At 56.9% G+C, this 20,035-nt stretch carries 18 protein-coding genes and 1 tRNA gene; 14 read left to right on the top strand and 5 right to left on the bottom strand.

Annotation, left to right across the window (positions count from 1 at the left end; translation table 11 throughout):
• Positions 1-144 precede the first annotated feature (144 nt).
• The 4 genes from ACY692_RS01225 to ACY692_RS01210 all read right to left on the bottom strand — a co-directional run bounded on the left by ACY692_RS01225 (position 145) and on the right by ACY692_RS01210 (position 3,180).
• Positions 145-221, bottom strand: a tRNA-Pro gene (locus ACY692_RS01225).
• Between the two features lie 15 nt (positions 222-236).
• Positions 237-1,400, bottom strand: a complete 1,164-nt coding sequence (locus ACY692_RS01220) for a glycoside hydrolase family 3 protein (protein ID WP_462323505.1) — start codon at positions 1,398-1,400, stop codon at positions 237-239.
• A gap of 346 nt (positions 1,401-1,746) precedes the next feature.
• Complete coding sequence (locus ACY692_RS01215; RefSeq protein ID WP_462323504.1) at positions 1,747-2,775, bottom strand: NAD-dependent epimerase/dehydratase family protein; 1,029 nt, start codon at positions 2,773-2,775, stop codon at positions 1,747-1,749.
• 42 nt (positions 2,776-2,817) lie between these two features.
• Positions 2,818-3,180, bottom strand: coding sequence for a winged helix-turn-helix domain-containing protein (locus ACY692_RS01210; protein ID WP_462323503.1), 363 nt, complete (start codon positions 3,178-3,180; stop codon positions 2,818-2,820).
• Positions 3,181-3,488: 308 nt separating this feature from the next.
• Here ACY692_RS01210 and ACY692_RS01205 point away from each other — a divergent pair, with 308 nt between their 5' ends.
• The 14 genes from ACY692_RS01205 to ACY692_RS01140 all read left to right on the top strand — a co-directional run bounded on the left by ACY692_RS01205 (position 3,489) and on the right by ACY692_RS01140 (position 18,677).
• Positions 3,489-3,980 carry a DUF2062 domain-containing protein gene (locus tag ACY692_RS01205; protein ID WP_462323502.1) on the top strand — a complete coding sequence of 164 codons (492 nt, stop codon included), beginning with the start codon at positions 3,489-3,491 and terminating at the stop codon, positions 3,978-3,980.
• Between the two features lie 96 nt (positions 3,981-4,076).
• On the top strand, positions 4,077-4,901 hold the full coding sequence (gene rsmA / locus ACY692_RS01200) for a 16S rRNA (adenine(1518)-N(6)/adenine(1519)-N(6))-dimethyltransferase RsmA (protein ID WP_462323501.1): 825 nt from the start codon (positions 4,077-4,079) through the stop codon (positions 4,899-4,901).
• Positions 4,902-5,171: 270 nt separating this feature from the next.
• Positions 5,172-5,444 (top strand): HU family DNA-binding protein, encoded by a 273-nt coding sequence (locus ACY692_RS01195; RefSeq protein WP_462323500.1) that lies wholly within the window; start codon positions 5,172-5,174, stop codon positions 5,442-5,444.
• A gap of 16 nt (positions 5,445-5,460) precedes the next feature.
• Positions 5,461-5,652, top strand: a complete 192-nt coding sequence (locus tag ACY692_RS01190) for a hypothetical protein (RefSeq protein WP_462323499.1) — start codon at positions 5,461-5,463, stop codon at positions 5,650-5,652.
• Positions 5,653-5,832: 180 nt separating this feature from the next.
• Positions 5,833-6,033 (top strand): 30S ribosomal protein S21, encoded by a 201-nt coding sequence (rpsU, locus tag ACY692_RS01185; protein ID WP_069860142.1) that lies wholly within the window; start codon positions 5,833-5,835, stop codon positions 6,031-6,033.
• Positions 6,034-6,416: 383 nt separating this feature from the next.
• Positions 6,417-8,711: an endonuclease MutS2 gene (locus ACY692_RS01180; RefSeq protein WP_462323498.1), complete on the top strand. Its 2,295-nt coding sequence runs from the start codon at positions 6,417-6,419 to the stop codon at positions 8,709-8,711.
• A gap of 241 nt (positions 8,712-8,952) precedes the next feature.
• The gene (gene dnaG / locus ACY692_RS01175; RefSeq protein ID WP_462323497.1) at positions 8,953-10,653 is read left to right on the top strand and encodes a DNA primase; all 1,701 of its coding nucleotides are present in this window, start codon (positions 8,953-8,955) and stop codon (positions 10,651-10,653) included.
• 117 nt (positions 10,654-10,770) lie between these two features.
• Positions 10,771-12,531 (top strand): RNA polymerase sigma factor RpoD, encoded by a 1,761-nt coding sequence (gene rpoD, locus ACY692_RS01170; protein ID WP_462323496.1) that lies wholly within the window; start codon positions 10,771-10,773, stop codon positions 12,529-12,531.
• 237 nt (positions 12,532-12,768) lie between these two features.
• Positions 12,769-13,455, top strand: coding sequence for a thermonuclease family protein (locus tag ACY692_RS01165; protein WP_462323495.1), 687 nt, complete (start codon positions 12,769-12,771; stop codon positions 13,453-13,455).
• A 251-nt stretch (positions 13,456-13,706) separates the two neighbouring features.
• Positions 13,707-15,071 (top strand): Trk system potassium transporter TrkA, encoded by a 1,365-nt coding sequence (gene trkA / locus ACY692_RS01160; RefSeq protein ID WP_462323494.1) that lies wholly within the window; start codon positions 13,707-13,709, stop codon positions 15,069-15,071.
• A complete protein-coding gene (locus ACY692_RS01155) occupies positions 15,071-16,516 on the top strand; it encodes a TrkH family potassium uptake protein (protein WP_462323493.1) in 1,446 nt (481 codons plus the stop codon). Before trkA ends, ACY692_RS01155 begins: the two co-directional genes overlap by 1 nt.
• A 16-nt stretch (positions 16,517-16,532) precedes the next feature.
• On the top strand, positions 16,533-16,718 hold the full coding sequence (locus ACY692_RS01150; protein WP_462323492.1) for a hypothetical protein: 186 nt from the start codon (positions 16,533-16,535) through the stop codon (positions 16,716-16,718).
• 10 nt (positions 16,719-16,728) lie between these two features.
• Positions 16,729-17,664 (top strand): AEC family transporter, encoded by a 936-nt coding sequence (locus ACY692_RS01145; RefSeq protein ID WP_462323491.1) that lies wholly within the window; start codon positions 16,729-16,731, stop codon positions 17,662-17,664.
• Between the two features lie 224 nt (positions 17,665-17,888).
• Positions 17,889-18,677, top strand: coding sequence for an HD domain-containing protein (locus tag ACY692_RS01140; RefSeq protein ID WP_462323490.1), 789 nt, complete (start codon positions 17,889-17,891; stop codon positions 18,675-18,677).
• Here ACY692_RS01140 and ACY692_RS01135 read toward each other — a convergent pair.
• Positions 18,642-19,901, bottom strand: coding sequence for a BPL-N domain-containing protein (locus ACY692_RS01135; protein ID WP_462323489.1), 1,260 nt, complete (start codon positions 19,899-19,901; stop codon positions 18,642-18,644). The two genes, ACY692_RS01140 and ACY692_RS01135, sit on opposite strands and share 36 nt — an antisense overlap.
• Positions 19,902-20,035 lie beyond the last annotated feature (134 nt).

Genomic DNA, 20,035 nt, shown 5'->3' with positions numbered 1-20,035 from the left:
GGCCATTATGGTGGATGGATGCCTCCCCATGAAACTCGAGGGGGGAAATTCAAGTTTGGTACATAATTGGTACATGGACGCAAAAAAAGCCACTTTCGTAAGAAAGTGGCTTTTTGATAACGCCTTGGGGTATAAAGCTTTTGTTGGTCGGGATGAGAGGATTTGAACCTCCGACCCCTTGAACCCCATTCAAGTGCGCTCCCAAACTGCGCTACATCCCGACAACGAGAGTCCTTCTAGGGAGATGACCTTGGGTTGTCAAATAGTTTTTGCAAATACTGCCATTTTTCTTTCAGATCCTGGATTCTGACGTAGGATTGAGCGATCCGGGCCTGTGAGATTTTACCGGATGTAACCAGATTGTTAATGATCTTGATAGCTTTGGCCGTGATGTCGGGATCGTATTCCAGGTTGTTTCCAAAGACGAGGATGTCGGCTCCGGCCTTGATGGCCAGGGTGATGGTCTGCTCGAGGCCGTATTCGTTTTTAATGGCCCCCATCTGCAGGTCGTCGGTCAGGACGACGCCGCTGAAGCCGAGCGTCCGGCGCAACAGGCCGGTTATGGTTTTGCGGGACAGGGTGGCCGGATATGTGTCGTCCAGTTGACTGTTGAAGATGTGCGCGGTCATGACGGCGTCGCATGTGCCTTCACGGATGAAACGGCGGTAGGGCTGGAGCTCTTCCGGGGACCAGGTGGAGGAAACGTCGGTCACCCCTTTGTGGGAGTCGGTTTTGGCGCTCCCGTGGCCGGGAAAGTGTTTCAGACACGAGAGGATCCCCTGTTCGTGCAGACCGATAATGAACGATCCGCCGTTGATGACGACCTGGTTCGGATCTTTCGAGAAGCTCCGGCCGATCTTGCCGATGGCCGGAGACAGGGGGTTGACGTTCAGGTCCACGACCGGCGCCAGATCCCAGTTGATCCCGGCGTCCGCAAGGGTTTTTCCCGCGAGCTCACCCATTTTTTCGGTATGTTCGTAATCACGGGCATCCCCGAGTTCCTGGGCGCTGGGCAGGGCGGGGAAGCCGTATTTCGGCTTGAGTCTGGCCACGCGGCCTCCCTCCTGGTCAACAGCTACAAGCAGGGGCGTGTCCGCATGTTTTTTGAGGCGGGCCACAAGTTTTTTGACCTGCTTGGGCGAGGATACGTTCCGTTTAGGCTTCTGCAGGCTGACGTCATAATCGAACAGGATGACCGAACCGAGATGGCGGTCCCGAATATCTTGGACAATGGGAGAACTCTCGTCCACGCTCAACCCCCTGAAGCCGACCATGAGCATCTGGCCGATCATTGTTTCGAGATCGGGTTTCTCGAGAATCGGTTGGAGCGCTTGTTCGGCATGTGCGGGACACAGCCACAGGATAACTGTCAGAAGGATAGGGATGAGATAGTTTCGCATGGCAGTCAGGGGAAAAGGTTGATGGAGGGGGTGGAGGATGAAGGATATATGGTAGCAACTATTCAGGTCAAAATTGGGCGGGATCAACTAGCTGGAATGTAGTGGTAAACTCGATCACCGGCCCATACATTTCAGAAATTTGGGAGTGCAGAAATCTGAGAAATGCGGGGCCTGCATGCTAACCGCCTGTAATTTCGTAAATCTCTTACATTTGTGATCCTGATTCCGGGGAAATGCACCTGGATAGTTACATATAATATAAGGATAGGGGATGTGCGGGGTCCGGGCCCCGTTTCCCGTTCCCCGCCTCCTGTCTTCCTTGTCGTATATCGTTTATCCTCTATTTTTATCCCAACGACGCAACATACCAGGCAGCTGTTTCATCGAGTCCTTGGCGTACGCTGTGGCTCGGCCCGTAGCCAAGCAGTGTCTTGGCCTTGGAGATGTCGGCCAGGGAGTGCCGGACATCGCCGGGTCTGAAGTCCCGGTACACCGGTTCGGGGATGGTCAGGTCGGGCCTTTGGTCGGCAACCCTTTCTCTGATGAGCGCGAACAGCTCGTTCAGGGTCGTGCGTTCCCCAAATGCCACGTTGTAGACCTGGCCCGCCGCATCGGGGTGGTCAGCCGTGGCCGCAAGAATGTTCGCCTGGACGCAGTTATCGATATAGCAGAAGTCCCGGGAGGTCTCGCCGTCACCGTTGATGTACACGGGTTCCTTGGCGAGCATGCCGGCAAACCATTTGGGCATGACCGCGGCATAGGCCCCGTTGGGGTCCTGGCGGCGGCCGAATATGTTGAAATAGCGCAGCCCGATGGGTTTGAATCCGTAGGTTCTGGCAAAGACATCGGCGTAGAGCTCGTTGACGTATTTGGTTACTGCATAGGGGGACAACGGGCGGCCGATGGCATCTTCGACCTTGGGGAGGCCGGGATGGTCCCCATAGGTGGAACTCGAGGCAGCATAGACGAACTGTTTGACCCCGGCGTCACGCGCGGCCACGAGCATGTTCAAAAATCCCGAAATGTTGTTCGCGTTGGTGGTGATCGGGTCCTCGATGGACCGGGGCACCGACCCCAGAGCGGCCTGATGGAGGACGTAGTCGGCATCCTTGCAGATTTGGCTGCAGGTGGACAGATCCCGTATGTCCCCCTGTATAAAGGAAAATCCGGCCCATTGTTCCGGGGAAACCAGATTGTGGACGTCTTCGAGATTATGCTTGTGACCGGTGGAAAAATTGTCCAGTCCGATCACTCGTTGATCAAGCTTGAGCAGGGTTTCGAGGAGATTGGAGCCGATAAACCCGGCAACGCCGGTGACGACCCATGTTTGGGGATCCTGGGAGAGTTGGGCACTGGTTTTTTTATAGTGGTTCATTGTGGGGGGGGGGTCATAGGGTTGGACCAAGGACCGGGATGGTCAGTCCTTGGCATTGGAAAAATGGTGTATTTTCCAGGAAAATTTTTCCTGGGCCTTTTGCAGGGCATAGGTTTCAACCTCATCCTGCCAGATGCAGAAATTTTTGACCAAAGTGTCTGCCATGTCTGACAAAACAAACCCCTTGCGCCCGGCAACCTTGACCAGCAGAGGCTTTCCCAGGACTTCCTCGGAGGCCTTTATCTTGCCCCAAGCCGCCCTGTAAGACATGCCAAGCTCCTTGGCCGCTTTGTTTAACGATCCGAGTTCCTTGACTTTTTGTAAAAGAAGCACGCGGCCCATGCCAAAAAACATGCCTTTTGGGGTCTCGAACCAGAGGTGGGTTCTAAGGGTGGTCGTGATCATGGTGGGCATCCTCCTGGAGGCTGGTGAGGGCGTGGAAGTCATTGGAATAGCATGCATCGATAGTGCGTGCTTGACGTAACTATAAACCATGTACCGGTCAATGAAGGACAAAAGATTCTGTCCTGATCCGGGCGGGTATGCGAAATCAAGACTTGACCCAGCCGGGGGGGGCGATAGAACTGACGTGTTTTTGGTCGATGTTAGGAGATGGTTGGTATGCATGAGGAACGGTACATGGTTGTCGTGATGCGCCATTGTTTTTCTTTTTTGCCCATGGATGCCAGGGGCAGCCTGGGGGTGGTGCGCTGATGCGGAGCCTCTGGGTCCGGCTGGGCCGCGCCATCCGCTTTGGGTACCTCAAGATCCTGCGTATCAAGGCCCCCCCCCATTCCATAGGCCTTGGCATGGCTATCGGGGTCTTTGTGGGCTGTCTGCCGCTCATCCCATTCCAGACGGTCATTGCTCTTGCCTTGGCCTTTGGTCTCCGGTGCAGCAAGATTGCCGCAGCTATTGGAACCTGGGTTTCCAATCCTGCCAATGTGGTTTTCATGTACTTTTTTCTGTACAAGATCGGTCGGTTCTTTGTCCCCGGGAGCGCCCAGGGGCTCGATCCGAAACATTTGGCCCTCTCGGACATGCTCGCCTCGGGCTGGCATTTGGTCATGGTCATGAGCGTGGGGGGGCTTATTGTTGGGCTCCCCGCCGCCGTGGTCACCTATTTCGTGACCATACGGCTGGTGCTCTTGTATCACAAAAAACGTGCGGCCCGACGGATCAGGCGGGCCGCACGTAGACGGTGATCGTGCGGCCCGCCTGAAAATTTTTTTGGCCCATGGGCATCCCGAGCAACAGCGCGCCCATGTCTTTAGGGTAATGATCCAACGCATGGAATATACATGAAAGATCCGCGCCGTTCCGGCGGCTATACCCGGCCCAAGAAGAGTCTGGGCCAGAATTTTTTGATCGATGGAAATATCATCGATGCTATCGTCAACCATCTCGACATCTCCCCCGGTGATCCGGTCTTCGAGATCGGCCCCGGGCGTGGGGCGCTCACAAAACGTCTGTCCCGGAGCACGGAGCGGCTCTTTGTCCTTGAAAAGGACCGTGAGATCATTTATGTCCTCAAATCCAGAATCCCCCAATTACGGGCCGTCCTCGGGGATGGGCTGGATTTTGTCTGGGAACGGCTCGGGCGTGTGCCCGGCCTCAAGCTTGTGGGTAATCTCCCATATAATGTCGCGTCCCCGCTCATGTGGGAGATTTTTAGTCGGGTGGCCACCTTTGAAACCGCCTGCTTCATGGTCCAGAAGGAAGTGGCCCAACGGTTGGTAGCTCCCCCCGGTACCAAGGCGTATGGGGGGCTCTCGGTATGGGTCCAGACATTTGTTCGTCCCAAGATACTTTTCCATGTTTCACCGAACTCCTTCCGTCCACGTCCCCGGGTTGATTCTTCCGTGGTTGGTTTTGTGCCCAAGCGGCGGATAGAGGGGGATACCACGGCGTTGGCGCGGACTGTCCATCTCCTTTTCCAAAAGCGTCGTAAGCAGTTGGGAACCATTCTGAAGCCCTTCTGGTCGGATGCGTTGGGATCCTGGCTGGCCACACAGGGGTTCGATCGCCGGGTCCGGCCGGAAATGCTTGCGCCGGAGCAGTTTGCAGCCCTGGCCGCGTTGCTCGAAAAAAGTCAGGAAGCCTTGTCATACCAAAATTCTCCTTGACTTAAGGACCGAAATTTTGTTCTTGGCGAAAAAACACGCCGTAAGACCACCGATGTGTGCGGTTAAAGCTTTTGGCACAAAAAACGATTGGTTGTAGACAGAAGGTAAACTTTCATCTACTAGCCTACTGTTTGAACAGACTGGAGTGGAGTACGTCCAAAGAACGGTGCCATGTAAGGCTCTACCGTTTTAACGATGTCGAGATATTTTTTTTGATCATGAATACTAGATTCATGAAATCGATCACTTTCCATAAGGAGGAAGAGACTGATGACAAAAGCTGAGTTGGTAGCCAAGATGGCTGAAAAGGCCGAATTGACCAAGGCCCAGGCAGAAAAAGGGCTGAATGCTTTTCTTGAATCCGTTCAGGAGACCCTTGTTTCCGAAGGCAAATTGACTCTGACCGGTTTCGGTACCTTTGTCGTCGAAGAACGCAAGGGCCGTAAGGGCCGCAATCCCCGTACCGGCGAGGAGATCGATATTCCCGCGAGCAAGGTTGTCCGTTTTAAGCCTGGTAAAATCCTGAAAGAAGCCGTCAAGTAAAGCCGTTGGAGGTATCATGATTCCTGGTGAAACCGTTCACAGTATGCTGCCCCAGGATCTGCCCTTGTGGGCTCCCGATCATGCAGTATTTTTTGGGGTTCTGTACACTGTTCTTTTCGTCATCGGCTCGGGACTCGGCATTGTTTTTTTGCAATCTTTTCTGGAGACCTTGAAGGATGCTCGAAAGGAGGAGGCCGGGGCCAAGTAAGCCCGCTTCCCCCCACCCCCGTAGCGATGTTTGGTCGCATCGGGGCCCGAGCGCATCCCGGAATTTTTTTTGAGTATCAAGAGGAAACCTTTCTTGGGGTTTCCTCTTTTTTCTCTTGCAAAACAAAAAGAAAAGAGATATTTTTATAAATTAAAATTTGCATGAGGGGAGGTGATTTCATTGCCAGGAGTTGTATTAGGCGACAACGATACCTTTGATTATTCGCTGCGTAAGTTCAAGAAACAGGTCGAGAAGGCCGGGATTCTTTCTGAGCTCAAGAAGCGGCAGCATTACGAAAAGCCCAGCATCCAGAAGAAGAAAAAGGAAGCCGCTGCCCGTAAGCGTTTGATGAAGAAAATGCGAAAGATCCAGATGATGTAGGATAAACGTGGCGTGTGCTTTGTTTTCTATATCTGACCCGCACCCGCTCCGGCATGTCCGGGGCGGGTGTACTTCGTGGTGTGGCAGGCCGCGCCACGCCACCCTTATTCCAGGGGATGCGTCCGCATCCGGGTATGGGCGTCCAGGGATCGGACCGGTGGGATGAGGTTTCCGGAGTCTCTGCCGACCGTGCCGGATGTATTCTCGATCGACTATTGTCTCTCCCTGTCCGTCACTGCTGCCCTTGTCCGCTATGGGCTGGGGGCCAAGGTCGTATAGGCGGATTTCTTGTACGTGCATGTCCTTCGGCTCTTCTGCCGGAGGGTATTCTCTCCATAACCACCGGTCTACTAGAAGGACCATAACCATACCCACCCTACCGCATGGAATCTAGAACCCGTAGTCTATTGGATTATCACAAAGTTCTTGAGCAGTTAGCCCGACATGCCCTTTCTCCGGCCGGGAAACGTGCCTGTAGAGAGATCGTGCCCTGCAGGGACGGGGAGACGATGGCCCGTGGGGTGGATTTTCTCAGAGAGGGGGCGGTATGGTTTACGGAGACAGCGTACGCATTCCCCGAATTTCCCGAACTCGACGGGATGTTTTCCTTTTTGGGGCGGCCCTCATCGGTTCTGGACAAAGATGATCTCTGGGCCACGGCCAGGATGCTCGAAGCGGCCAAGGCCGGAAGGGAGGCGATCCTCTCCGCACCGGACGAACGGTTCCCGCTCATGGTGGCACGGGTCCGTGGAGTGGAATGGCCGGCAAGGACCTGGTCCGGTGTCAAACGGTGTATCTCCAGTGAGGGGGAACTCAAGGACGAAAGCTCCCCCGGCCTTTTTTCCGTCCGCCAGGAGATGCGGACCATCCTTGCCCGGTGTACCCGGAAGGTGAATGATTTTTTTGGTGACAAGGATGTCCTGCATTTTTTGCAGGATGAATTCTTGACTATTGCTTCGGACCGTTACGTCCTCGCGGTCAAGGCCAACTTCAAGGGCAAGATCAAGGGGATTGTCCACGATTTTTCCCAGACCGGAGAGACCTGTTATATCGAGCCCATGTTCCTGGTCGGATTGAACAACCAGGTCCGTGACCTCAAGCAGGAGGAACGCCGGGAAGAGCAAAAGGTTCTCGCCCTGCTCACGGATCTCGTCCGTCAGGAGGAGCGGGCACTCCACATGGTCTACGGCTGGCTCGTGTCAATGGATCTGCTCCAGGCCAAGGTCAGATTTGCCCGGGCCATGGATGGGATTGTCCTTGGGATGGACAGGAACGTCCCCTTGGAACTCCGCCAGGCCCGGCATCCGCTCCTCGCTCTGCAGGGCGCAAAAACCGTCCCCGTGGATATACTCCTCGAGCCCGGACAAAAGGGGCTCATTATCAGTGGGGGCAATGCCGGGGGCAAGACGGTCAGCTTGAAGACATTGGGGCTCATAGCGCTGATGGTCCGGTCCGTGTTGCCTGTTCCGGTCGGTGAGGGCAGCGCGATGCCCTATATCGCCCAGGTTATCGTGTCCATGGGAGATGAGCAGAGCCTGGAAGACAGTCTGAGTACCTTTACGGCCCAGATCAGCCATTTTGTCCGCTTGTGGCCCCACATAGGTGCCGAAACCCTCGTCATTCTGGATGAATTCGGCATGGGCACGGATCCCAGCCAGGGGGCGGCCCTGGCCCAGGCGGTCGTCGATGGATTGTTGGAGAGGGACAGCTTTGTGGCGGTTGCCACCCACTTTCCGGCCCTCAAGGTCTATGGGTTGACCAAGGAAAGGGTTCGGGCGGCATCGGTCCTTTTTGATCCCAGGACCAAGAAACCGTTGTACAAGCTCGTCTACGACCAGGTAGGCGCGAGTCAGGCCCTGGATGTGGCTAGAGAGCAGGGGCTGGATGCGTCCATTTTGTCCCGGGCCGAGGAGTATCTGCTGCTCGAGGGCGGGGATACCAAAGACATATTTAACAGACTCAACCAGCTGGCCGATAGTAAGGAAAGGGAGCTCGAGCGATTGGAACGGCGCGGGTCCCTTCTGGAAGAGAAATGGCAGCGGAAAAAAGAACGTTTCGAACGTGAGCGCGCAGAGCTCTTGGAGGGACTCAAGGCCCATTCCCAGGAGATTGTTCGTACTTGGCGCGAGGGGCGTGTGGGGCGTAAGCAGGCCCTCAAAGAATTGGCCGATGCCAGGAAACGGCTGGCACCCGCTCCAGAGCCCAAAGATGACGGCGGACGGATTGCGTGGAATGATCTTTCTCTGGGCCGCCGGGTTTTTTATACCCCATGGGGCAAGCCCGCGGTCATCGAGGCCCTGGACGAACGCAAGCACCGGGTCAAGATCAATGCTGCGGGTCTCTGTGTATGGGTTGGGCCCGAAGATCTGGCCGTAGACAGACAGCAACGGGAAAAGACTCCTGGAGTGACGGTCAGGACCGAACCCGTTACCGGCTCGATGATGCGCCTCGATCTTCGGGGGATGCGTGCGGACGAGGCCCGTTCCAGGCTGGAGTCTTTTTTGGATAGTGCTATTCTCAAGGGGGGCGGTGAACTCGAGATCGTCCACGGCAAGGGTACCGGTGTGCTCAGAAACGTGGCCCACGAGGTCCTCGAGGGATTCCCGGGGGTGGAATCCTTTGCCATGGCCAATGCCGACGAGGGCGGCGGGGGAATGACCAAGGTCGTTTTACAATGACGCAAATGGGGGTGCCCTGGGAGTACGGCGTATAGGGGCTGCCATAGTACATGGACGCCGGGATCGACCGGTATGCCGGCCGGTCGGGTGATGGTTTTTTTGTTTTTTTGGGAGCCGAGCAGGGCAGATCCGTTGGGGGATACCGGCACTGCGGCTGAATGCTCCATGGATCCTCGGCATCCGTTTTTTTTGCTTTCCCGGCAGTTGCAACTTTTACCCCGTATCCCTTGCGAAGGTTCCCATGGCCAGATTTGATACCAGAACCCTGGATGCCATCAAGGCCAAGGTGGATATCCTCGACCTGATCGGTCGCTACGTGGAACTCAAGCCGGTCGGGGAGAACTGGGTCGCTCCATGTCCCTTCCACCAGGAGACCAAACCCTCTTTTTCGGTGAATCCCTCAAGGGGATTCTATTATTGCTTCGGATGCCAGGCCGCCGGCGACGTCATCGAATTCTATCGGGCGATCAATGGTCTCAATTTTCCCGAGGCCGTCGAACAACTCGCTCGGGAGGCCGGGATCGAGCTCCGGGCCCAGACTCCCGGGGAACACAAGCACCGCGAGGTCAAGGCGGAATGTCTGGATCTGCACGCCCAGGCCCAGATGTTTTTCCGTAACCAGCTTTCAGGACCCGCAGCAAAGGGTGCTCGTGGTTATCTGGACAAACGGTCCATCGCTCTGCCTGTGCGTGACCGCTTTGGCCTGGGATGGGGGCCTGATTCCTGGAGCGCGCTCAAGGATCATCTCCGCAAGGTGGGGTATGGTGAACAGGCCGGGGTCACCGCCGGGGTTCTCTCCCAAAACCGGTCCGGCCGGGTCTACGACCGGTTCAGGGGACGGGTCATTTTTCCCATCCATAATCTCGCCGGCCAGGTCATCGCCTTTGGGGGCAGGGGGATCGCTCCCGACCAGGAACCCAAATATCTCAATTCCAGCGAGACCCCCATCTATACCAAAGGGGATCATCTTTACGGGTTGTTCCAGGCCAGGCGGTCCATTTCCAGTGAAAAGGTCGTCCTGCTCACGGAAGGATATGTGGATGTACTCACTCTGCACCAACACGGATTTTCCAACGCCTGCGGGGTACTCGGGACCGCATTGACCCCGCGGCAGGTCCACCGTTTGGCCGGCCTGGCCAAACGCGTGGATCTCTTGTTCGATGGGGACGGGCCCGGTCGCAAGGCCGCATTGCGCAGTGCCCAGATGGTCCTGGCCGAAGGGGTTGGCTGCCGAGTCGTCCTTCTCCCCGAGGGCGAGGACGCCGATTCTATTCTCAGGGATCAGGGGGCGGATGTTTTCAAGGGGATGCTGGCAAACGCCCAGGCTGGTCTTGCCTTCTGCCTTGACGTGGTTAAAGGAAATGCAACGCCCAAGGAAATCATGGGATGGGCCGTTTCCTTTATCCAGGGGCTCAAGGAGGTCGGCTGGCAGGCCTATTACATTCCCAGACTCGCCGAGGGGTTGGGGGTCTCGGAAAAGGAACTCAGAGAGGCCATCGGCCGGAAGGGACCGGATGCTCCCCGGACGCAGACCCGACTCCATCTGTGCGGACCGGCGCAACGTGACCGTGAATTGTTGTCTTTTGCCATCCGGTTCCCATCGTACCTCGGTCGGCTCAAGGAATCCCATTTTGCATCCAGCCTTTGCACCCAGCGGGGAAAGGACTTCTGGCGCAAGCTCATCCAACACGGGCACGACTATCTGCTCTCCCATCTCGACGAGGGGGAGCGGACCTTTTTTGTCCGGTGCACGATGCAAGAGCGGGGGGCCGAGGACGGAGAGGCCGCTCAATGGGAGGGCATCCAGGAATTCATGGCCCAAAATAATTCCAAAAAGAGACAAAAACACCTGAAAATGGCGTTGGCAAGGGCCCAGCAAGAAGGGGATCTCGAAGAGGTCAAACGGATTCTTGCACAGTTCCAGGACATCATCGTTCACTGAACAAAAAAGCAACCAGAATGAACCGGCCGGCAACCACACCAACGGCGCACCGCAGGCGGGGGGCGGAGGCGTGGAAATGCGGCCGTATACATACGGATCGTTCCGAAAGGGGGTAGGATGAGCAACATCAAAGACGTACAACAGATCAAGGCACTCATAGCCATTGGTAAGAAAAAGGGGTTTCTTACCTTTGGGGAATTGAACAAGGCCTTGCCTTCGGAGATCACCAACAGTGAGCAGATCGAAGAAGTCATCACCATTTTTGATTCCCTGAATATCGCCATTGTCGACGAGAAGATGGGCAAGGCCATCCAGGCCAAGGTGGCCGGGGGAGAAGACGGTGATGGTGAGATCGAGCTTGCCGACTCCGAGGAAGCCACGGATTATCCGACCCGGAGCAACGATCCTGTGCGCATGTATCTCCGCGAAATGGGGTCTGTGGGGCTATTGGACAGGGAAGGAGAAGTGTACATCGCCCGCAAGATCGAGGCGGGTGAATTCGAGGTCATGTATTCCCTTGTCGAGGTTCCCGTTGCCGTGGAGGAACTCATCCAGGTCGGCGAGGACCTGCGTAACGGCCGGATCAAGCTCAAGGACGTGGTCAAGACCATCGAGGAGGATGACCCCTCCGAGGAGGAAATGAACCAGCGTGAGCGGGTTATCCGCCTTCTTGACGATGTCAAGGTTATCTACCGGAAGAAACGGTCTGTCTATGAAAAGCTCGATGAATGTGCCCGCTTGGACCGGCGCGTCTATGGTCTGCAGACCAAGATCGTGGATTACAAGAACCTGGTGGTCCAGTGTTTGCGCGATATCAAGCTGGACAAGAATCTTTTAGACCGGATCATCGAGACCGTTGGGGACTATGTCCGACAGATGCACAATTGCCGGCGGGACCTGTCCGCGTATATCCTGTCCATCGGCCGGTCCAAAGAAGAGATTTTTGACCTGTTTGACAAGATGGAAAAGCGGCAGATCAATCCGGTGGCCGCTGCCGACTCCATGAATATGACCGTTGAAGAGCTTTTTTCATTCAAGGAGATGGTCCACGGGAAGATAGAGATCCTCCAGAGGCTCCAGGAGAACTGCATGCACGACGTCAGGGATCTCGAAGAGATCCTGTGGCGTGTCAGAAAGGGCAACCGGGATGCCCTCAATGCCAAGCAGGAACTTATTCGGGCCAACCTGCGTCTGGTTGTGAGTATTGCCAAGAAGTACACCAACAGGGGGTTGCAGTTCCTCGATCTTATCCAGGAAGGCAATATCGGGTTGATGAAGGCCGTGGATAAATTCGAATACCAGCGCGGGTACAAGTTTTCCACCTACGCAACCTGGTGGATCAGGCAGGCCATCACCCGGGCCATCGCCGACCAGGCAAGGACCATCCGTATTCCGGTGCACATGATCGAGACGATCAACAAGCTTGTTCGGACCTCGCGCTACCTGGTCCAGGAACTCGGTCGCGACCCCTCGCCCGAGGAGATTGCCGAGCGTATGGACTATCCCATCGACAAGGTGAAGAAGGTTCTCAAGATCGCCAAGGAACCCATCTCCCTGGAGACACCCATTGGGGACGAGGAGGACAGCAGTCTGGGGGATTTCATCGAGGACAAGAAGGCCGTGGCACCGGCCGAGGAAGTGGTTTCTACAAAGCTTTCGGAACAGATCGCCTCGGTCCTTTCGGACCTGACCCCGCGCGAGGAACAGGTGCTGCGCAAACGGTTCGGTATTGGAGAGAAATCCGACCACACCCTGGAGGAGGTCGGCAAACTGTTCAATGTTACCCGTGAACGTATCCGTCAGATCGAGGCCAAGGCATTGCGTAAACTCCGCCATCCGGTACGCAGCCAAGGACTGAGGTCGTATTACGAATCCTGACCGGCCCATCCATGATCCGACCATGAAAAAAAGGCAGCCAAAAGCTGCCTTTTTTTCGTGGTCCGGACGGAGCCTGGTTTTCGCGGTTGCCAAGCGGGATATCATGAGGCATGCACCTTTTCTGTGACACCCAGCCTTCCGGGGTTGGGGTGTGTCCAAAGATACCATCCCGGGGCTGATCCGGCTGGCTGAACACCGCTCCGACCACAGATACCATTTTAGCCCGCGGGCTTGCCTATGCTTTGTTCACCCAATGGGTATCGCAAAAAAAGACGTCTAGTTCACACCATCGTCCTGGTGGGCCTGATCGCCATTTTTTGGGTGTCTTCGGTAGATGCGGCGGACTGGACGGTCCGTGTCCGCTATGTTCCCGACGGGGACACCCTGTTTTTGGCCACAGGGGAAAGACTGCGGATCAAGGGGATCGATTGCCCGGAAACGGGCCACGACGACCACCCCGCCCAGTACTATGCCGGGGAGGCGCGGAATTATCTGTGGCGGCTCGTCAAGGGACGGGATCTTTATGTGGATACCCGCAGCCTGCGGACAGACCGGTTTGGCCGCATTGTCACCCCTGTCCTCTTGCCCGATGGCAGATCTGTCGGCCGGGTCTTGGTCGAAAACGGTTATGCCTTTTGTTATCCCCATGGTAGGCGTCCGGGCAGGCAGCACCGGGACTTGCTGGCGGCCCAGCGGCGGGCCATGAACGGACTGCGTGGCATGTGGGCACGGATTCTGCGCATCCCGGCTGCGGGCGTCGGTTATGTGGGCAACAAGAATTCCCACCGGTTCCATACCCGGGACTGTAAGTACGGTAAGCAGATCGGCCGCAGGAACACGGTCTATTTTTCAGGCCTGCGGCAGGCATTTTATGCGGGATTTGCCCCCTGCAGATCCTGCACGCCGTGGCCGGCGGCACGATAGTCGGTGGTTTCGGGTTCTAAAAAAGGTTACCGTTTGTCGGGGTGCATGTGCGGCGATTGCCGTCATTTTATTGTCGGCATCCCGGCAAAGGCCGGTGTCTTGGCCGCCGTCCAGTTCTTTCGGCTCCCAAAAAAGTGCCCAGCCGTAGGGAGACCCCGGATCAAGTCCGGACTGACGGGTGTCCGGTGGCCTTGTTCCCCGACTTCCTATCTGGAGGCCGGGACCTTCAAGCGTTTCTTTCTCACAGAGGTATGGTTTTGAAGATTATCATTGTCGGGGCCGGTGAAGTGGGGTTCCATTGCGCCAGGCGTCTTGCATCGGAAAACAAGGAAGTCGTGGTCATCGACCGGAATCCCAAAGTACTGGGCCGGTTGCAGGACGCTGTGGACGTCCAGATCCTGGAGGGATCCGGGAGCAGTCCGGAGGTACTCAAGCATGCCGGGATCATGGAGGCGGAGATCTTTCTGGCCGTGACCGACAGCGACGAGACCAATCTCACTGCCTGCACCTTTGCCAATCTCCTCGCGCCGGGGATCACCAAGCTGGCCCGGATCAGAAGCCAGGATGTTTTGCGCTATCAGGATGTCCTCAATCGAGAGCTCCATCTCGGAACGATCATCAATCCCGAACTGGAGGTGGTCAAGACCATTTCCGGGTTGCTCGGAACCCCCGGTGCCACTGATCTGAACGAATTCGCCGATGGACGGATCAAGCTCCTCGGTCTTTGGATCGGCGGGGAAAACGAACTGGCGGATACCCGGTTGATCGATCTCCGTCAGAAGATCGGCGATGTCCGGTTTATTGTTGCGGCCATCATTCGGGGCAACGACCTGATCATCCCCACGGGTATGGACTATATCCGCTCAGGCGATCTCATCTATCTGGCCTGCGAGGACAAGGACGCCCGTTCGCTGCTCAAGGATTTTTCCCCGGCCCGGGCCGGATGGCACGACGTGCTCATCGTCGGGGGGGGGAATATCGGGTTCAAACTGGCCCACGCCCTGGAAAAGATGTCCGTGAATGTCAAACTGGTCGACCAGGATGGGGACCGCTGCGAGTTTTTGGCCGAACATCTGGACAAGACGGTCGTTCTTTGTGGTGATGGCACGGACAAGGAGATACTCGAAGAGGAGAACGTCAACAGCCTGGATGCGGTCATCACGGTGACCGGGAGCGAAGAGACCAATATCCTGGCCTCCCTGCTGGCCAAGAGTTTGGGGGTGGACAAGTGTATCACCCGGATCAACAAGTCCGAGTATATTCCCCTGGTCAGGGCCATAGGGATCGAACATATCGTCAGTCCCAGGCTTTCTGCAGTGAACAGTCTGCTCAAACACGTGCGCAAGGGCAACGTCATCTCTTCTGTGGCCATCAAGGACGAGGCCGAGGCCCTGGAGGCCATCGCCCAGGACCGGTGTGATCTGGTCGGCAAGCCGATCAAGGACCTCTCGTTCCCCCGGGGGGCGATTGTCCTGTGCATCATGCGCGGTGACACGGTGATCATTCCCACGGGAGACGATATCATCAAGCCCCAGGACCGGGTCATACTGCTCACCCGGCGTGAGAGCATCGCCAAGGTGGAAAAGGCCCTCACCGTCACCCTGGAGCAGCTCTGATGCGTTGGGCCCAGACCCTCTATCTCGTCGGTGTCATCCTGGCCTTTGTGGCCATGTCCATGGCCGTGCCCCTGGTTTTTTCCCTCTATTACCGGGACGGCGGGACCCTTCCCCTTGTCTATGGGATTGTTCTGACCCTGGCCGTAGGGTCCGGCCTCATTGTAGGACTGCGTCCCTCGACCCCCAAACCCCTCAACCACCGCGAGGGGATGGCCGTGGTCGCCCTTGGCTGGGCCGCTGCAGGGATTTTTGGGGCCATCCCTTTCTGCCTTGGCGGGATCGGTTGTTTCACGGACGCGGTCTTTGAATCCTTTTCCGGGTTCACGACAACAGGGGCCTCCATCCTGACGGACATCGAGGCCGTGCCCAAGGGACTGCTCATGTGGCGCAGTCTGACCCACTGGCTCGGGGGGATGGGGATTATTGTCCTCTCCCTGGCCATATTGCCCTTTCTCGGTGTCGGGGGGATGCAGCTGTACAAGGCCGAGGTGCCGGGACCCGTGCCGGATAAACTGCGGCCACGGATCAAGGACACCGCTGTCACCCTGTGGAAGGTGTATGTCTTTTTCACCCTGTTGGAAACATTGCTCCTCATGTTCGGGGGGATGGATTTTTTCGACGGGCTGTGCCATTCTTTCGGGACCCTGGCCACGGGGGGGTTCTCCACCAAGAATACGTCCATAGGATGGTATGATTCGGCATATATCGACGGGGTGATCACCCTGTTCATGTTTCTGGCGGGGATCAATTTCGCTCTGCATTTCAACCTGCTCCGCGGCAAGCCCCTCTTCTTGCTCAAAGACCCCGAGTTCAGGTTTTTTCTCCTGCTCGCTGGCCTCATCGTTGCCATCTGCACCCTGGTCAACCTTGGTTCGCTCTATCCTTCCCTGACTGAATCATTCCGCTATTCCGTGTTCCAGGTCATCTCTATCCTGACGACCACCGGCTACGGGACGTCAGATTATGAACTCTGGCTCCCCCTGCCCCAGCTTCTGCTCCTTTTTTCCATGTTCATCGGCGGGTGTGCCGGGTCCACGAGCGGGGGGATGAAGTGCATGCGGATCATGCTCCTTTTCAAGCAGGGGTACAGGGAACTTTTTAGACTCATCCATCCAAGGGGGGTGAGAAACGTCAAGATCGGGGACCGGCTGGTCAAGCCCGAGATCCTGAGCGGTGTCTGGGGCTTTTTTGTCCTCTTTCTCGGGCTCCTGGTTATTTCGACACTCTTGGTGGCCGCGACCGGGGTGGATGTGCTCAGTTCGGTGAGCGCGGTTCTGGCGTGTATCGGCAATATCGGTCCGGGGCTTGGCAGTGTCGGGCCCACGGACAATTTTGCCCATATTCCGGTGTTTGCCAAATGGGTCCTGATCCTTTGCATGGTCCTGGGGCGTTTGGAAGTGTATACGGTCATTGTGCTTTTTGTGCCTGAATTCTGGAAAAAATAAGACAACGAGGTCTGTTATGGAAGATTGGATAGAGGTGGAACGGTTCGAGGCCATGGAGGACAAGCTCCAGGATGAGATGCACCGACTTGGTGAGCTGGCCATGGATCAGGCCCTTAATCCCGGGGCTGTGATCAAGGCCGTTGAAGACGACAATGGCTTTGCCATCCTGGTTCACAAGGTGTTCTACAAGAGTTTTACCTGAGCCGGTCGCTGTGTTCCCCTCCATTGTAACCACCATCCTTCCGGTCTTTCTGGTCATGGGGCTCGGGTACGCAATACGGCGTAAGGGGCTTGTGGGCGATACCTTTCTTGCTGACGCCAACCGCCTCTTGTATTATGTATGCCTTCCTTGTCTGCTCTTTGTGAAAATAGCCGCCGTCCCCGTGGACATGGCCTTCAATCCCATGCTCATCGTCGGGTCCATCGGAGCGCTCGTGCTCACCTTTGGGGCGAGCTATGGATTTGCCAGGATGGCCGGATATTCCAAGGGGGTGGTCGGCGTGTTCAGCCAGGCCGGTTCCAGGGGCAACATGGCCTACATGGGGCTTGCCGTCATCTATTACGGACTCGGTGACCAGGGGCTGGTAAGGGCCGGGCTTTTGCTGGCCTGCTTGGTCGCACCCGTGAATATCCTTTCCATCGCGGTTCTTTCTGCGGCCAGAACCTCTTGTGGCAGCCGGGGGAGAGCTTTCTGGGTGAGGGAATTCTTACTCAATCCGCTCATCCAGTCGGCCGCCGCCGGAAGCGTGGTTGTTCTTTTTGGAGTGAACCTGCCTGGTGCCCTGGATACGGGACTTGGTCTGGTGGCCGAGATGACTCTCCCCCTGGCCCTGGTGGCCATCGGGGGCAGTTTTGCCCCCCAGCCCGTGCGGTTTTCCCCGGAAGTTATCCTGATCACCCTGTTCAAGAATGTGTTCATGCCCCTTGGTGCCCTTGTCTGCCTGCTCTGGCTGGGAGTGACCGGGGTTGATCTTGCTGCGGGTGTGCTCCTTGCCGCCATGCCCACGGCCATGATTTCCTATGTCATGGTCGGTGAACTCGGTGGGGACACCCGGGTGGCGGGATCGGCTATTTTTGTGTCTACCCTGACCTCTCTGGTTACCGTGTCGGGCTGGTTGTATGTGTTGAGGATTTGGTTCGGGGCATGAGGGGGCAGGATAGAAGACAGGAGTCGGGAGAATCAAGGACGGGGGGGCTTGAGCCCTAGCGATCCGATGTCCGCAGTCCGGGTCCGGATTTTTTGTGGAGACAGGGGAGATGCCTTGTCTCCGGAGATGCCGGCGGGTAACATCTTTTCCATTCGTAAAGGGACAACGTTTTTTTTCAGGATTTGAGAACACCCATATTGGGGTATGTCGTAGAGAAAAGGACGATGGATATACAGGATTACCAGGATTGGTTTTTGGCCTATGCCGCACGGTTTGGGCAAAAACAGCCCAAGGACCAGGAGAATATCGATCTCAAGGTGGACCATTCCCTGCGGGTGCTGGCCGAGGCCCGGGGGATAACCGCGCATGGAGGGTTCGGGCCCGAGGCCGCAAGACTGGTCCATCTGTGTGCCCTGCTCCACGATGTGGGGCGGTTCAGTCAGTACGACCGGTTCAAGACCTATTGCGATCCCCTGTCCGTTGACCACGGCGATCTGGGGCGGGAGGTGTTGGAATCCGAAGATATTCTCGATGGGCTGGATGGGGGCGTACGGACGATTATTCTTGAAGCGGTCAGGCTGCATAACAAGAAGGAGCTGCCCGATGACCTGGGCGAGCCATTGGGACGCATCACCCGTGCGGTCAGGGATGCGGACAAGCTCGATATCGTGCCTGTGGTGCTGGCCAAGCTGGCCCCGGGGGCACCGGACAATCCGGTCATCCGGCTGGGGCTCGATCCCGATCCTGTGAGATTCACCCCGTCCGTCTTTGATCAGGTTGCGGCCAGGGAGATGGTCGAATACACATCCATGCGATTTGTAAACGATTTCAAACTGCTTCTCGTTTCCTGGTCCTATGCCTTGAGCTTTTCATGGACCAGAGGGCAGGTGCTTGAGCGGGGGTATCTGGACCGGCTTTTTGGGCTTCTGCCGGGCGATGCACCCTTTGTTCGTCTACGTGAAGGGCTTATAAGGGATTTAAAGGGCGGGATCGCGGACAAGGAGCCAGAGTAACCGGTCAAGGGTGGTCAGGATATCCCCGTACATGCCCCCATATCCGGGAAAACGGCCAAACAGTCTGCTGCGTTCGGTTTCCTGCCTCGGGCATCCGCTGGTTGCGGGCGAGGACTGTCCCTCTGTGGCCAGGACGAGCCGCTCGTGCATGAGATATGCGCATACCTGGGTGGCAAACCGTGAGGCCAGGGCCACGCATCCAGGGCCTGTATCGTGCCAATAGGACCGGGCCTGTGTGGTCGGGCTGCAGGCCAGGGCCTCTCTGACCATGGCATAGAGAAAATTTATCTGCGAACCCGGAATGCCCCGCCGCCAGCCAAGAAGCCACGGCAGCCGCCAGGACATGAGGAAGTTGTCCCTGGCCAGGGTGATGATGGCTTCAAGACATTCCCGGACCTCCTGAAGCTCCCGGTTGGGCCACTCGACATCACGCCGGGCAATGTCCCAGACGGGTGATGTTTTTTCCGGGATCACGAGACCGGGCGTGCGTTGTTCAAGAAGGCCGGCCAGAAGCTGGTTGGCCTGGTGGGAATCCGGGGTTTCGGGGTGGACATAGCCAAGGACAAAGGACCCCTTGCCGTAATCGCCCCCGATGAGGCACGGTTCTCCCTTGAGGGGATCCGGGTCGAGCTTGATACCGTAGACGGATTCCCATGCAGCGAGGTCCGAGGCAGGACATTGGCCCAGGTTCAGGTCGGCGGCCCAGAAATCCCTGGCAGGCCGTTCGTACCGGGCAAGGACCCGGACCCTTTCGTTCTCCTGGCCGTCGAGCTGGGCGGGCCACCAGGCCGGGAGTTTCAACCTGCGTTCACCGGGGGTTGCAGGCGCAAAGACCCTGGTATAAAGGTGGCCGCTGAAATTGGGGACGCGCTCCTTATAGGGTTTTTTGCCCCAGGAACAGAACTCCAGATTTCTGTGTTCCCCGTCGTGGCGCAGACCAAGCCCGGCCCCCCCGCAGAATCCGATATAATGGCCGCCGTTAGTCACATACCCACGGATGGCCTGCCTGCCTGCCCGCCCGAGTTTTTTTGACTTGAGCCTGGCCCATCCGCCCGGGACCATGAGCACCGACGGAGGGAGTTTTTCAAGCAGACCATCGCGTATCTGGGATGTCTGGATGATGCTAAGGGGCAACTGCCAGGCACGTAGGGTATGTCTGAGCAATAGCCCCCAGAGATGGGATTCGTCCCAGAGCATGTAGATGTGACCTGTGTTTGTATGCATGGACCGGATGCTACCAAGAGGTTGCCCCGGGAGCAAGGGATGCGACGGACGGGAGAAAGGGAGACCGGGAAAGGAATGCACGCCGGAGCCGGTCCGGGGGCTGCAATCGCGTAGGGGCAGGTTCCATGCCTGCC

It is taken from the genome of Desulfoplanes sp., assembly GCF_054921335.1.
This window is presented reverse-complemented; position numbering and strand designations above follow the sequence as displayed.

Coding starts and splice junctions, on each gene's coding strand:
- ACY692_RS01220 (WP_462323505.1), bottom strand. CDS start 1,400: ATGCGAAACTATCTCATCCCTATCCTTCTGACAGTTATCCTGTGGCTG.
- ACY692_RS01215 (WP_462323504.1), bottom strand. CDS start 2,775: ATGAACCACTATAAAAAAACCAGTGCCCAACTCTCCCAGGATCCCCAA.
- ACY692_RS01210 (WP_462323503.1), bottom strand. CDS start 3,180: ATGATCACGACCACCCTTAGAACCCACCTCTGGTTCGAGACCCCAAAA.
- ACY692_RS01205 (WP_462323502.1), top strand. CDS start 3,489: ATGCGGAGCCTCTGGGTCCGGCTGGGCCGCGCCATCCGCTTTGGGTAC.
- rsmA (WP_462323501.1), top strand. CDS start 4,077: ATGAAAGATCCGCGCCGTTCCGGCGGCTATACCCGGCCCAAGAAGAGT.
- ACY692_RS01195 (WP_462323500.1), top strand. CDS start 5,172: ATGACAAAAGCTGAGTTGGTAGCCAAGATGGCTGAAAAGGCCGAATTG.
- ACY692_RS01190 (WP_462323499.1), top strand. CDS start 5,461: ATGATTCCTGGTGAAACCGTTCACAGTATGCTGCCCCAGGATCTGCCC.
- ACY692_RS01180 (WP_462323498.1), top strand. CDS start 6,417: ATGGAATCTAGAACCCGTAGTCTATTGGATTATCACAAAGTTCTTGAG.
- dnaG (WP_462323497.1), top strand. CDS start 8,953: ATGGCCAGATTTGATACCAGAACCCTGGATGCCATCAAGGCCAAGGTG.
- rpoD (WP_462323496.1), top strand. CDS start 10,771: ATGAGCAACATCAAAGACGTACAACAGATCAAGGCACTCATAGCCATT.
- ACY692_RS01165 (WP_462323495.1), top strand. CDS start 12,769: ATGCTTTGTTCACCCAATGGGTATCGCAAAAAAAGACGTCTAGTTCAC.
- trkA (WP_462323494.1), top strand. CDS start 13,707: ATGGTTTTGAAGATTATCATTGTCGGGGCCGGTGAAGTGGGGTTCCAT.
- ACY692_RS01155 (WP_462323493.1), top strand. CDS start 15,071: ATGCGTTGGGCCCAGACCCTCTATCTCGTCGGTGTCATCCTGGCCTTT.
- ACY692_RS01150 (WP_462323492.1), top strand. CDS start 16,533: ATGGAAGATTGGATAGAGGTGGAACGGTTCGAGGCCATGGAGGACAAG.
- ACY692_RS01140 (WP_462323490.1), top strand. CDS start 17,889: ATGGATATACAGGATTACCAGGATTGGTTTTTGGCCTATGCCGCACGG.
- ACY692_RS01135 (WP_462323489.1), bottom strand. CDS start 19,901: ATGCATACAAACACAGGTCACATCTACATGCTCTGGGACGAATCCCAT.